This window comes from Micromonospora sp. NPDC023869, from assembly GCF_055559695.1.
Map to the genome: position 1 here is coordinate 214,102 of NZ_JBVHKD010000002.1, position 13,735 is coordinate 227,836.

The following is a 13,735-nucleotide window of genomic DNA, read 5'->3' on the forward strand; positions in this document are numbered from 1 at the left end:
GATGCGCCGGTTGAAGCAGAGCAAAGGCGGCACAGGAGAGGCACGTGGGTCCGGCGTGGCGGCAGAGAAACCCCCGGTGGTACGTCGAAGGGGCGCGACCGGATCGGCCGCGCCCCTTCGACGTGGGTCTCACCCGGTGGAGGTCACTCCCCCGGCGTCGACTTGGCGATCTGCATCAGGAACTCGATGTTGGTGCGGGACTGCTTGAGCCGGTCCAGCAGGAGGTCGAGTGCCGCCTGCGAGTCCAGCGAGTGCAGCACCTTGCGGAGCTTGTGCACGATGGCCAGTTCCTCCGGCGCGAGCAGGATCTCCTCCTTGCGCGTACCGGACGGGTGGATGTCGATGGCCGGGAAGGTCCGCTTGTCGGCGATCTTCCGGTCCAGCTTCAGCTCCGCGTTACCGGTGCCCTTGAACTCCTCGAAGATGACCGTGTCCGCCATCGAACCGGTCTCCACCAGCGCGGTGGCGAGGATGGTCAGCGAGCCGCCGTTCTCGATGTTCCGGGCCGCGCCGAGGAACCGCTTCGGCGGGTACAGCGCGGTGGAGTCGATACCACCCGACATGATCCGGCCGCTGGCCGGTGCCGCCAGGTTGTACGACCGGCCGAGCCGGGTCACCGAGTCGAGCAGGACGACCACGTCGTGACCCAGCTCGACCAGGCGCTTGGCCCGCTCGATCGCCAGCTCGGCGACGGTGGTGTGGTCCTGCGGCGGACGGTCGAACGTGGCCGCGATGACCTCGCCCTTCACCGACCGCTGCATGTCGGTGACCTCTTCGGGCCGCTCGTCCACCAGCACCACCATCAGGTGGCACTCCGGGTTGTTGTGCGTGATCGCGTTCGCAATCGCCTGGAGCACCATCGTCTTACCCGCCTTCGGCGGCGAGACGATCAGCGCCCGCTGGCCCTTGCCGATCGGCATGACCAGGTCGATCACCCGGGTGGTGAGGATGTGCGGCTCGGTCTCCAGCCGCAACCGCTCCTGCGGGTACAGCGGGGTGAGCTTGTAGAACTCCGGCCGACGCTTGGCCTCGTCCGGCTCCATCCCGTTGATGGTGTCCAGCCGGACCAGCGGGTTGTACTTGTCCCGCCGCTGCTCGCCGTCGCGTGCCGCGCGGACCGCGCCGGTGATCGCGTCACCGCGCCGCAGCCCGTACTTCTTGATCTGGGACATCGACACGTACACGTCGTTCGCGCCGGCCAGGTAGCCGGTGGTCCGGACGAAGGCGTAGTTGTCGAGCACGTCGACGATGCCGGCCACCGGGACGAGCACGTCGTCCTCGCCGACCTGCGGCTCGCGACCGCCGCTGTCGCCGCCACCGCCCTCGTTACGGTCGCCACGACCGCGTCGACGGTCCCGGAAACGGCTGCGCCGGCTACGCCGACCACCGCCCTCGTCGTCGTCACCGTCGTTGTCGCGGTCGGCCCGCTGCCCGCGCTCGCCCCGGTCGCCACGGTCGTTGCGGTCACCACGGTCACTGCGGTCACCACGGTCACTGCGGTCGTTGCGGTCGCTACGGTCGTTGCGCTCGCCGCGCTCGCCGCGGTCACCCCGCTCGGTGCGCTCAGTGCGCTCGCCCCGCTCCGCACGCTCGGCGCGGTCGGTGCCACGCTCGCCACGCTCGGCGCGGTCGGTCTTCTCCGCACGGTCGGTGCCGCGCTCGGTGCGCTCGCCCCGCTCCGCGCGCTCGGTGCGCTCGGCACGGTCGCCACGCTCCGCACGGTCGGTGCCGCGCTCGCGGCCGGACCGGCCCTCGGTGCGCTCGCCGGTCTCGGCGGCGGGCTCCTCGGTGCGGGGCTCCTCGGTCCGGGGCTCCGCAGCAGCGGTGGCCCGGCTGCGCCGGGTCCGGCTACGACCCTCGGTCTCGACGCTCGCCGCCGGTTGCTCGGCGCGGCGCTCGGCCTCCGGCCGCTCACCCGCGTCGCGAACCTCCGCGTGAACCTCCTCGCGGACCGGTGCGGCGGCCGCCGCGACCTCGGCCCGTGGTCGAGGGGCCCCGGCGGCGCTGCCCTGGCGCTCGGAGATCGCGCTGATCAGCTCGCCCTTGCGCATACGAGCCGTACCCGAGATGCCGAGCGACGCGGCCAGGCTCTGCAGCTCCGGCAGCAGCATCGCCGACAGGCCGGTGCCGCTGCGCCGACGCCGGGCAGGGGCAGCGGTGGTGGCATCGCCAGCGACGTTGGAAACATCCGACGTCACGTCGGTGGTGTCGCTCAATGGATTCCTTCCCTCGATAAGGCCGGGACTGCCCGGAATCGACTAACAGGTGGCCGGGCGGCCTCGGTGCACCCGCCTCGCATGACGCTTCGCGGGAGTCTGTGACACAGCAGCCGGTCGGTCGCCCGACCCTCCAGGAAGCCGGAGAGCGGGTTTCGCCGTCTGCGGCGACCAGTGAAGACTGCGGTGCGGCGTATGCCTAAGCAGGGGTGACGGGCTTACCGCCGAGAGCTTCGGGGGTGCGCCGACCCGCAGGAGATCGCATGCTTCGCGGCTGTGCTAAGTCTAGAGCGTAATCAACTCTTCCGACCTGCGGCAACAGGGTCCCGCTCCGCGTGTCCGAGTCTACCCTGCTCGACCTGCGCGCCGGGCACGTCTATCGGCAACTGCAGAACCTGCCATTCTGTTCCCGCGTCGAAGCCTTCCGGCAGCTCAGACAGAGCGAGCACGGTCGGTCCGGCCCCACTGACCACGGCGGCCACACCGGCCGCACGCAACTCGTCGACCACTGCTGCCGTACCCGGCATCGACGGTGCGCGATAGTCCTGGTGCAGTCGGTCGACGGTGGCCAGCAGCAAGAGATCCGGCGCGGTGGTCAACGCGTGCACCAGCAGCGCCGCCCGCCCGGCGTTGAGCGCGGCGTCAGCGTGCGGCACGGTCGCCGGCAGCGCCGCCCGCGCCGAGGCGGTCAGCCCGCGCTCGGTCGGCACCAGCACCCTCGGGCGTACGCCCTCGGCCACCGGCAACGACACCGCCCGCGCACCGGCGGACTCCGTCCAGGCCAGCGTGAACCCGCCGAGCAGACAGGGCGCGACGTTGTCCGGATGTCCCTCGATCCGGGCGGCCAACCGCAGCGCGGCGTCGTCGTCGAGCCGCTGTTCCCCGTCGACCACCAGGGCCCGGGCCAGCAGCACGCCGGCCACGATCGCCGCCGAGGAGGAACCGAGCCCACGTGCCTGCGGGATCCGGTTGACACACTCCAACGCCAACCCGGACGGCTGGCCGCCGAGTTCGTCGAAGGTCGCCCGCATGGCGCGTACCACCAGGTGCCCGTCGTCGGTCGGCAGGTCGTCGGCGCCCTCACCGGCCACCGAGACGGTCACGCCACCCGCCGTCACCTCGGCGGCGACGTCGTCGTAGAGCGCGAGGGCGAGGCCCAGGGCGTCGAAGCCGGGACCCAGGTTCGCACTGGTGGCGGGGACCCGGACCCGGACCGGGCCGGCGGCGAATGTGGTCGGCACGCCGCCCATGCTAGGGCCCCAGCGGCGACGTCCGGCACGCCGCCCGTCCCCTGGGACGCAGCTTCCGCCTGAGCACGCTTGCCGACAGGTCCTAGTCTGCCCAGACCGACGGCTTCGGGAGGACTGCGTGTACGACTTCAGATATCTGCTGGTGCAGGTGGCGATGGAGCTGCCGACGCTGGCGGTGCTGATCACCGGCGGCGTACTGGCGGCCTCCGCCCGGGGGCGGCTGCCGGAGGCGGTCCGCCGCCTGCTGCTGGCCGGGCTCGCCGTCCTCCTGGTCCTTTCGCTGTTCAGCACCGCGTGGTCGGTCGCCCTGCCCTGGGTGGCCGCCGAGGGTCCCGCCCGTTTCGGCGCGCTGTCCCTGGTGGTCGGAGTGATCCACGCGTTGCTCTTCCCGGCCGGGCTCGGGCTGCTGATCGCGGCCGCGTTGGCCAGCCGGCGGAGCGGCCCGGCACCGGGCCCGACCGGACCGGGCGCCCCCGCAGCCTGGGATGCGTCGCCGGCCGACGCGTACCAACCTCCGGTGGACGCGTACCAGCCGCCGGCCGACCCGTACGGACCTTCGGCGGACCCGTACCAGCCGCCCACCGTCACCCGCTAGCGGGGCGGTTCTACCGAGTCCCGGTCTCGGCGACGGTCGGCGCCACGGCGGCGAGCGAGAGTCGTCGGGTGGCCACCCGCCAGCCGATCGCGTACGTCAACGTGACCAGGCCGCAACTGGCCAGCACGATCCGTTCGTCCACCACGTCCACCACCGAGGCGACCGCGAGCTGGCTGACCGAGATCGCCAGCGTCGCCAGCATCATGTCGGTGGCGAACACCCGGCCCCGCAACCGGTCCGGCACCTCGCCCTGCAACGCGAAGTTCGACATCACCCAGTTGCTGCCCCCGGCGAAGTGCGCCACGAACACCAGCACCAGCACCAGCGGGAACCAGGGCACCACCGAGGTGCCGAGATAGGCCAGTCCGTACGCCGACATGGACAGTGCCAGTCCGGGCAGCAACCAGGCCCGGTTGGTCAGCACCCGCCGCATCAGGATCGGGCCGACCAGCGCGCCCGCGCCGCGTACCGCGAACAGCAGGCCGGTGCCGAGCGCGCCGACCCCGTACACCCCGGCCAGCAGCGGGAAGACGGTCAGCACGCCGTTGCCCAGGCCGACCGCCGACTTCACCGTCACCAGGGCCAGCACCCGGGGGCGGTGCGCGATGTAGCCCAACGCCTCGCGGATCGCCGCCCAGGTCTGCGGCGGCGCCTCGTCCCGCTCGCGCGGCGCCTGTAGGGGCCGGCGGATCCGGGTGGCCAGCACCGCGGCGAGCACCAACGCGACGGCGGCGACCCAGAAGCAGACGTACGGCCCGGCGGCCGCGCTGAGGACGCCGCCGAGGGAGGCGCCGACGACGGTCATGGTGCCCCAGGCCGACCCGGCCACCGCGTTGCCCGCGGCCAACTCCTCCGGGTCGAGCACGTTCGGCAGGGCCGCCTGCGCGGCCGGGGAGTAGAACGCCTTGGCCACCGCGATCACGCCGATGCCGAGCATCGCCAGCCAGGCCGTGTCGGCGTCGCGTACGCCGAGCAGGAGCAGGGCGCCGACCAGCGCGGCCGCGTTCGCGGCGATCATGATCTTGCGACGGTCGAACCGGTCGGCGATGGTCCCGGTGTACGGCAGCAGCAACGCCACGATGCCGGTGTCCACGGCCAGCACCAGCGCGCCCCACACGCCGCTGCCGGTGAGCTGCGGCAACAGGACCAGCAGCGGCACCATCACGAACCAGTCGGCGCCGAAGACCACCAGTTGGGCCAGGAAAAGGCTGCGGAAGTTCCGGTTACGGGTGATGACCCCGACGGTGGACGCCACGAGCCGGACCCTACCCGGCCGCCCTCCCGCGGTGAGTCGGGGCGCGGACACCCGGATGTAAGGAGGGGTCCCCTGCTATGCACGAGGCGTTAGTAGGGGACCCCTCCTTTCACTCAGTGGGCGGGAACGGCGAGTTGCGGGTCTTCGGCAGCCGGAGCACCTCGAACTGGTCGGTGTTCTCGATCAGCGCGCCGGAGGGCGCCGCCGGCACCGGCCGGCTCTCCGCTCTGCGCTCCTCGGCGGGCGGCGCAGTCGCAGTCGCCTCCCGTCCGGCCGGTTCGCCGTCGGCTGTGTCGGCCGTGTCGTCCGGGTCGACGTCGCGCGACTCGTCCTCGGGCGTCGAGCCGGACCGGCCCCGACGCCGGCCCCGCACCGACGCCTTGGTGTCCTCCACCATGGCGTACAGCGTGGGCACCAGGATCAGCGTGAGCAGGGTGGAGCTGAGCAGGCCGCCGATCACCACGATCGCCAGCGGTCGGGAGATGAACCCGCCCTCGCCGGTGAGCCCGAAGGCCATCGGCGTCAACGCGAAGATGGTCGCGATGGCGGTCATCAGGATCGGGCGGAGCCGGTGGCGTCCACCCTCGACCACCGCCTCCCGGACGCCCATCCCCTGTGCCCGGTACTGGTTGACCAGGTCCAGCAGCACGATCGCGTTGGTCACCACGATGCCGACGAGCATGAGCACGCCGATCAGCGCCGGCACGCTCAACGCGGTGCCCGTGGCCAGCAGCAGGGCGACCGCGCCGGTGGCCGCGAACGGGATCGAGACCAGCAGGATCAGCGCCTGTACGACGCTGCGGAAGGTCGCCATCATGATCAGGAACACGATCGCGATCGCGGCCAGCACGGCCAGACCGAGATCGGCGAAGGTATCCCGCTGCTCGGCGCTGACCCCGCCGATGGTCAGGGTCGCTCCGGGTACGTCGATCGCGTCCAGCTCGCGTTGCAGCTCGCTGCTGATCGCGCCCAGGTCGGAGCCGGTGACCGTGCCGGTCACCGAGACGCTGCGCTCACCGTCGATCCGCCGCACCTGCTGAGGTCCGGTGGTCTCGGTGATCTCGGCGATGTCGTCCAGCTTCACCGCGCCGACCCGCATCTCGCGCAGCTCGGTCACGGTCGTCGGCGGCTGCGCGGACAGCCGCAGCACCACGTCGCGCGCACCGTCGTCCAGGCTCACCTGGCCCAGCGGCGTACCCCGGAACGCCTGCGCGACGAGCTGACCGACCGCGGCCTCGGTGAGCCCGGCCCGGCTGGCGGCCGTCCGGTCGACGGTCACCTCCACCCGTGGCACCTGCTCGGTGAGGGTGGACGAGACGTCCTCGACGCCCCCGAGGCGGGTCAACACCGCCTCGGCCTGCTCGGCCGCCCGGGTCAGCGCCTCGGGGTCGGCGGCGCGCACCACCACGGCCAGCTCGTTGGCGGACGCGCCGCCCTGGCCCGCCGGGAAGGTGATCTCGCCCGCCTCGGCGCCGAGCGCCCCGATGCGGTCCCGCAGGATGCCGCGCATCTCCTTGGCGTCGGTCTCCTCGCCGAGCAGCAGCGCGTAACTGGCCACGTTGTTGCCGGCGCCACCGCCCCACGGCGAGTCGCCGCCACCGGCGGTGACCTGGTACGACCGCACCCCCGGCGTCTCCGCCAGCACCGCCTCGACCCTTCGGGCCGCCGCGTCGGTGCCGACCAGCCCGGTGCCCACCGGCAGCTCCTGCCGGATGTTCAGCGTGTCCTGACCGGAGTCGTCCAGGAAGTTGGTCTCCAACTGCCGGGCCAGACCGAACGTGCCGAGCAGCACCACCAGCCCGGCCGCCAGGGTGGCCCAGCGGAACGCCCGCCGCCCGGTGGCGAACCGGATCACCGGCAGGTATGCCCGCTGCAACGGGCTGCGCAGTTCCCGCTCCTCGGCGGCGCGGCGCACGGCTGCCCCGTCGGCGCCGGTGACCGGCTTCAGGAACCAGTACGCGAGCACCGGCACCACCGTCAGCGAGACCAGCAGCGAGGCCAGCAGCGCCACCGTGACCGTGATCGCGAACGGTGCGAAGAGCTGGCCGACGAAGCCGCCGACCAGGGCGATCGGCGCGAAGACGGCGACCGTGGTGAGCGTGGAGGCGGTGACCGCTCCGGCCACCTCGCGGACGGCGGTGAGGATCGCCTCCCGCTTCGGCCCGCCGTACGTGAGGTGCCGTTTGATGTTCTCCAGCACCACGATCGAGTCGTCCACCACCCGCCCGACGGCGACCGTCAACGCGCCGAGGGTGAGCAGGTTGAGCGAGTAGTCGCCGATCCAGAGGGCGAGCAGTGCGACCACCACGGACAGCGGGATGGAGACCGCGGTGACCACGGTGGAGCGGATCGACAGCAGGAACACCAGGATGACCACCACGGCCATGATCAGGCCCAGCAGACCCTCGGTGCTCAGCGTCTTGATCGACTTCTCCACGAACGGGGCCTGGTCGAGCACGACGGTCAACTCGGCGCCGGTGGCGGCCCGCAGTCCGTCGAGCCGGTCGGCCACCTCGTGCGAGATCTGCACCGCGTTGCCGTCCGGGTCCGCGGTGACCGCGAGGCCCAGGCTCTCCCGACCGTTGGTACGCGTGATCGCGGTGGCCGGGGCGAGTTGCTCGGAGACCGTGGCGACATCGCCCAGGCGGACCGGAGCGGTCTTGCCCCTCGCCGGTGCGACGATGACGGCCCGCAGGTCGTCCAGCGTGGTCAGTGGTGAGCCCACCTGCACCGGCAGCGCCCGGTTGCCGTCCAGGACCGCTCCGGCGGGCACCGACACCCCGTTGGCCTGCAACGCGGTGCCGATCGCGGTCGGCTGCACCTTGGCCCGGGTCAGCTTGGCCGGGTCCGGGGTGATGACCACCAGGTCGTCACGGACGCCGGTCAGCTCGACGCCGCGTACGCCCTCGATGGCCGCCAGCTCGGGCACCACCGTGTCCCGCAGTGTGGCCGCGAGGGCACGCTCGTCGTCACCGCCGCTGGCGGCGAGCACCACGGCCGGCAGGTCGTCCGTGCTGCCCGCGATCACCTGCGGCTCGACCTCGTCGGGCAGCCGGGTGCGGTTGAGCGCGGTCTGCATCCGGTTGACCACGTCGTCCAGGTCGGTGCCGAACTCGTACTGCACCTGGATGGTGCTCAGGCCCTCGCGGGAGGTGGAGGTGACACTGTCCAGCGCGGGAATGCCTTGCAGGCTGTTCTCGATCGGCACGGTCACCTGGGACTCGACGACCTCGGGCCCGGCACCGGGGTAGGACGCCACGATGAACGCGGCGGGGAACTCCAACGAGGGCAGGAGTTGCTGCTTCAGCGACGGCACGGCGTACGCACCGAACGCCGTGGTCACCACCGCGATGAGGGCGACCAGCCCTCGGTTGGCGAGGCTGAATCTGGCGAGCAGCGACATCGGCGTGGCTCACTCCTGGGGGAGACGTTCGAAGGGCACGAGCAGTGTGCCCGACCCGGTCCGCCCGTCGGTGTCCGGGGCGGGCCCGGCGGGCACCGGTTCGGCGGTGCCGATCCGCAACGACGCCACCAGGTCCCGGTACAGCTCGTCGGTGCGCAGCAGGGTGGCGTGGTCGCCGACGGCGCGGATCCGTCCCCGTTCCATCACCACGATCTGGTCGGCGTCGAGCACGGTGGAGAGTCGGTGCGCGATCGTCACCACCGCCCCTTCCTGGGCCCGCTGCCGGACGCACCGGCTCACCACCGCCTCGGTCAGGCCGTCGACCTGCGAGGTGGCCTCGTCGAGCAACAGCACGTCCGGCGTACGCAGCACCGCCCGCGCCAGCGCGATGCGCTGCCGTTCGCCGCCGGAGACGGTGGTGGCCGCCAACGGCGTGTCCAACCCGAGCGCCAGCCCGCTCACCTTCTCGTGCAGGTTCACCGCCCGCAGCGCGGTCCACAGTTCGTCGTCGGTGGCGTCCGGGTGGGTGAAGCGCAGGTTGTCCCCGATGGTGCCGGGCACCACCGGCGCCTCCTGCTCCACGTAGGCCAGTCGGCCACGGATCTGCGCCGGGGTGTGGTCGGCGTACCGGCCGCCGTCGAGCAGCAGTTCCCCGTGTTCCGGTTCGACGAAGCGCAGCAGCAGGGAGAACAGGGTGGTCTTGCCGGCCCCCGAGGGCCCGACCAGCGCGGTGTGGCCGACGCGAGGAATCTCCAGGTCGATGTCCCGAACGGCGGGTGGCGCCGAGGGCGCGTACCGGGCGGTGACGCCCCGCAGCGTCAGCACCGGCCCGGAGCGGTCGCGGTGGCCGGCGGTGACGACCGGCGGTACCGGCTCCGGCGCGGCGGCTGCGGTGGTGGTCGGCGACGAGCCGGGTTCGGCCTCGACCGCCTCGATCTCACGGAGCCGACCGGCCGCCGCGATCCCGGCCTGCATGGCGGTGAGATTCTGGGTCAGCTCGCTGATCGGCCCCATCAGCCCGAAGGCGTAGAGCAGGAACGCGATCAGGGTGGAGACCTCGATCAGGCCGCGTTCGGCCCGTGCCGCGCCGACGCCCAGGATGACGATGACCGCGAGCTGGATGCCGGTCCAGGAGATCGTCCACACCAGGGCGCTGCGCCGGGCGGCGCGAAGTCCGTGCTCGGCGGCGTCGCGGGCGTGCGTGGTGAGCGCCGACGTCTGACGCTGTTCGGCGCGGCTGGCCTTGACCGTCCGGATGGCGCGCAGTGAGCCTTCGAGGGCCCCGCCGAACCGCCCGACCGATTCCTGGGCCGCCTCCTGGGCACGGCCGATGGAGGGCAGCAGCAGTCCCATCAGCACCGCCACCACGACCACCGCGACCATGGTGGCGCCGAGCAGCACCAGGTCGAGCGCGCCCATCAGCACCAGCGTCCCGACCAGCGCCAACGCACCGTTGGTCAGGCCGACCAGGCTGCCGGACGCCTGGTGCAGCAACGCGGGGTCGGAGGTGGCCCGGGTGACCAGTTCACCGCCGGAGCGGTGGGTGAGCTGGTCGATCCGGGCGGCGAAGTAGCGACGGATCACGCCGGTGCGGGCGTCGAGCACCACCCGCTCGGCGATGCGGCCCATCAGGATCCACTGCCACAGCGAGATGGCGGCACCGACCACCACGAGCACCAGCAGCACGGCGACCGGTCGGGCCAGCGACTCGCCGGCACCGAGGGTGTCCAGCACCCACTTGGTCACCAGCGGGGTGGCCAGCCCGGCCGCGTTGGCGACCAGGCCGAGCAGCAATCCGACCAGCATGGCCGGCCAGTGCGGTCGGAGATAGGTCAGCAGCAGCCTGGTGCGGGCGCGCGGGGCGGTCGGCTCCGGTTCGGTCGCGATGGGTACGCCGGTCACAGTCACCCCGCAATGGAACACCACTGTTCCACTACGGGCAAGCTATATTCCGAATCCGTACGTTGGTAACCTGTCCGGCGTGACGACCACCGACGAGAGCGGCAGCCGGGCGCGGACCCGGCAGGCCATCCTGCAAGCCGCGATCGAGGTGCTCAGTCACAACCAGGCCGCCAGCCTCGGCGAGATCGCCACCGCCGCTCAGGTCGGTCGGACCACTCTGCACCGCTACTTCGCCGAACGCTCCGACCTGCTGACCGCCGTGGCGGCCGAAGGTGCGACCCGGCTGAACGAGGCCACCGGACGCGCCCGCCTGGCCGACGGCACCGGCGCCGAGGCGCTGCTCCGCCTCTGCGCGGAGTACTTCGACCTGGGCGACCTGCTCTCGCTCGTCTTCGCGGAACCGGCCATCATCGAGGACCCGGTCTGGGGCACCGAGGTCTGCGACGACGACTTCTACGCCGTGATCGCGCGGGGCCACGCCGACGGCAGCATCGACCCGGCGCTGCCCGCGCCGTGGGTGCAGTCCGTGCTCTGGTCCCAGTTGTACGCCGGCTGGAGCTACCTGGCCGCACACGAGGTCTCCCGGCACGAGGCCCTCGGCCTGGTCATCCGCACCATCGCCGGCGCGGTCGCGCACCGGGCCTGACCGGCGGCGTCACTCGGCCCCGACCGCCGTCACCCGCCCGACTCCCCCGGCGCAGCCGACGACACGGGACCGACCGACGCACCCGGCCCGACCTGCGACATCGGCCCGGCGGTCGGCACCGGTTCGACCAGCCCGTCGGTGGCGGCCCGCCGGCGCGGCACGCCCGCACCACCACGGCGTGTCGACCGTGGCAGCGCCGGGGCGCCCACCCGCAGCAGCCGTGGCCGCCGCCGGGCGGCGAGATCCTCGATCCACCCGACGGCCAGCGCCGCGACGACGGTCAGCAGGACCATCCCGACCAGGCGCAGCCCCACATGGGCGACGGAGTCGAAGGCGAGCCACGGCATGAGCAGAGCGGTGATCGCCGCGCTGGCCGGGATGTGCCACAGGTAGACGGTGAGCGCCCGCGCGTTGACCAGGCGCAGCAGCCCGCCACCCCGCACCGGCCGGGCCGCCTCCGACGATCGGGGCCCGCCGGACGAGCGGGGAGCCAGCCGCAGCAGCGCCGCGACCCAGGCCACCGACCAGATGGTGGAGCCGGCCGGGATGTGGTTGAGCTCGCTCGGCGTACCCGTGGTGGCGGCGAGCAGCACCCAGGTGCCGCCGACGGTGGCCAGCACCAGGACCAGGACGTGATAGAGGCGCGCCGGCACCCGCCGCAGCAGTCCGTCGTGGTACGCGAAGCCCAGCAGCCAGCAGGGCAGGTACGACACGACGAAATAGAACTGGGTGACCCCGGCGAGATACGTGCACACCGGCAGGACGGTGGCCGCCGCGAGCACGGGCCACGGCCAGCGGCGATACAGCGGCAGGAGCAGCGGTGAGAGCAGGGTCAGCCACAGGTACGTCGAGACGTACCAGAGCCCGACGGTGAACGCCCAACCCCAGGACATCCCGCCCGCCGACGGCACCCGCAGCGGCAGCAGCCACCAGAGGACGTCGCCGAACCCGAACCCGCTCGGCGTACCGGTCACACGACCGGCGACGACGACCAGCACCAGCACCGTCGCGCCGAAGGCCCAGAATGGCACCAGCAGCCGCCGCATCCGGCGGGCGACGGCCCGGGTGCCGTACCGGTCCAGCGACGCGGCCAGCAACGCACCGGCCACGCCGAACATGACGCCCATCGCCGGGACCAGCAGGCTCAGCCACAGCCACCCGGTGGCGTGGTACAGCAGCACCCGGGCCAGTGCCGCCGCGCGCAGCAGGTCCAGGTAGGAGGTCCGTGGCTGCACGGCGACGACGGGCGCGACGCCTGTCGCGCCGGGTGCCCGCGGGGCCTCGGCAGCCACCGGGTCGGTAGCCACCCCACAGTTGTACCGCCAGAAGCCGCTTTTGCTACCAAAACGCCCATAAAGGAGAAACCGGGCGGTTTTGCGGCCTCAGGCGAGGTCGAGCGAACGGGCCGCGGCGAGCGGGTCGTTGGCGATGGTGACCGGCGCGGGCGCGGTGGTGATCGCCCACTCCGGATCCTTGAGGCCGTGCCCGGTGACGGTGCAGACCACGGTGGACCCGGCCGGTACCCGACCGGCGGCGGCCTGCTGCAACAGACCCGCCACGCTGGCCGCGCTGCCCAGCTCCACGAAGACGCCGACCTCCCGGGCCAGCAGGCGGTATGCCGTCAGGATCTCCCGATCGGTGACCGCCTCGATCAGGCCGCCGCTGGCCTCCCGGGCGTCCAACGCCTTCGTCCAGCTCGCCGGGTTGCCGATCCGGATGGCGGTGGCGATCGTGGACGGCTCGGGCACCACCTGCCCGGTCACGATCGGTGCGGCACCGGCGGCCTGGAAGCCGTACATCTTCGGGGTGCGGGTGGCGTTGCCGGCGTCGCGGTCCTCGACGTAGCCCATCCAGTACGCGGAGATGTTGCCGGCGTTGCCGACCGGCAGGCAGTGGATGTCCGGCGCGTCGCCGAGCGCCTCCACGATCTCGAACGCGGCCGTCTTCTGGCCGTGCAGCCGGTCGATGTTGACCGAGTTGACCAGCGCCACCGGGTAGTCCTGGGCGAGCTTGGCGGCCAGCGCCAGGCAGTCGTCGAAGTTGCCGTTGACCTGGAGCAGCTTCGCGCCGTGCACCAGGGCCTGGGCCAGCTTGCCGAGAGCGATCTTGCCCTGCGGCACCAGCACCGCGCAGGTCACCCCGGCGCGGGCCGCGTATGCGGCGGCGGAGGCGCTGGTGTTGCCGGTGGAGGCGCAGATGATCGCCTTGTTACCCGCCTCGACCGCCTTGGAGACGGCCATCGTCATGCCCCGGTCCTTGAACGACCCGGTCGGGTTGGCGCCCTCCACCTTGAGGTAGACGTCGCAGCCGAGCCGCGCGGAGAGCACCGGCGCGGGCAGCAGCGGCGTGTTCCCCTCGTGCAGCGTGACGACCGGCGTGGCGTCGGTCACCGGCAACCGGTCCCGGTACGCCTCGATCAGACCCCGCCACATGCCGCTCTCCTCGCCTCTCGTACCCGTCACCGGTCA

9 protein-coding genes are annotated in these 13,735 nt (G+C 72.4%); 2 read left to right on the forward strand and 7 right to left on the reverse strand.

Going from position 1 to position 13,735, the window contains the following annotated elements; genetic code table 11:
- Positions 1-143 precede the first annotated feature (143 nt).
- Positions 144-2,216: a transcription termination factor Rho gene (gene rho, locus ACZ31C_RS06695; RefSeq protein ID WP_465794507.1), complete on the reverse strand. Its 2,073-nt coding sequence runs from the start codon at positions 2,214-2,216 to the stop codon at positions 144-146.
- A 296-nt stretch (positions 2,217-2,512) separates the two neighbouring features.
- Positions 2,513-3,466, reverse strand: coding sequence for a homoserine kinase (gene thrB / locus ACZ31C_RS06700; RefSeq protein WP_465794508.1), 954 nt, complete (start codon positions 3,464-3,466; stop codon positions 2,513-2,515).
- A gap of 118 nt (positions 3,467-3,584) precedes the next feature.
- On the opposite strand from thrB, the gene ACZ31C_RS06705 reads away from it, so the two are divergent.
- Entirely contained in the window at positions 3,585-4,061 is a 477-nt protein-coding gene (locus ACZ31C_RS06705; RefSeq protein WP_465794509.1) for a hypothetical protein, read from the forward strand.
- A gap of 10 nt (positions 4,062-4,071) precedes the next feature.
- Here ACZ31C_RS06705 and ACZ31C_RS06710 read toward each other — a convergent pair whose 3' ends face one another.
- From ACZ31C_RS06710 to ACZ31C_RS06720, 3 genes are all read right to left on the reverse strand, one after another.
- Positions 4,072-5,316: an MFS transporter gene (locus ACZ31C_RS06710; protein ID WP_465794510.1), complete on the reverse strand. Its 1,245-nt coding sequence runs from the start codon at positions 5,314-5,316 to the stop codon at positions 4,072-4,074.
- Between the two features lie 109 nt (positions 5,317-5,425).
- Positions 5,426-8,719: an efflux RND transporter permease subunit gene (locus ACZ31C_RS06715; RefSeq protein WP_465794511.1), complete on the reverse strand. Its 3,294-nt coding sequence runs from the start codon at positions 8,717-8,719 to the stop codon at positions 5,426-5,428.
- A gap of 9 nt (positions 8,720-8,728) precedes the next feature.
- Positions 8,729-10,627: an ABC transporter ATP-binding protein gene (locus ACZ31C_RS06720; RefSeq protein ID WP_465794512.1), complete on the reverse strand. Its 1,899-nt coding sequence runs from the start codon at positions 10,625-10,627 to the stop codon at positions 8,729-8,731.
- Positions 10,628-10,700: 73 nt separating this feature from the next.
- On the opposite strand from ACZ31C_RS06720, the gene ACZ31C_RS06725 reads away from it, so the two are divergent.
- Positions 10,701-11,267, forward strand: a complete 567-nt coding sequence (locus tag ACZ31C_RS06725; RefSeq protein ID WP_465794513.1) for a TetR/AcrR family transcriptional regulator — start codon at positions 10,701-10,703, stop codon at positions 11,265-11,267.
- A gap of 29 nt (positions 11,268-11,296) precedes the next feature.
- On the opposite strand, the gene ACZ31C_RS06730 is transcribed toward ACZ31C_RS06725, so the two are convergent.
- Both ACZ31C_RS06730 and thrC read right to left on the reverse strand, forming a co-directional pair.
- Complete coding sequence (locus ACZ31C_RS06730) at positions 11,297-12,574, reverse strand: acyltransferase family protein (RefSeq protein ID WP_465794514.1); 1,278 nt, start codon at positions 12,572-12,574, stop codon at positions 11,297-11,299.
- Positions 12,575-12,649: 75 nt separating this feature from the next.
- The gene (thrC, locus tag ACZ31C_RS06735) at positions 12,650-13,699 is read right to left on the reverse strand and encodes a threonine synthase (protein ID WP_449945891.1); all 1,050 of its coding nucleotides are present in this window, start codon (positions 13,697-13,699) and stop codon (positions 12,650-12,652) included.
- Between the last annotated feature and the right edge of the window lie 36 nt (positions 13,700-13,735).

What these genes read in the sequence shown, in the direction of transcription:
- thrC (WP_449945891.1), bottom strand. Translation starts at nt 13,699, where the DNA reads ATGTGGCGGGGTCTGATCGAGGCGTACCGGGACCGGTTGCCGGTGACC.
- thrB (WP_465794508.1), bottom strand. Translation starts at nt 3,466, where the DNA reads ATGGGCGGCGTGCCGACCACATTCGCCGCCGGCCCGGTCCGGGTCCGG.
- ACZ31C_RS06715 (WP_465794511.1), bottom strand. Translation starts at nt 8,719, where the DNA reads ATGTCGCTGCTCGCCAGATTCAGCCTCGCCAACCGAGGGCTGGTCGCC.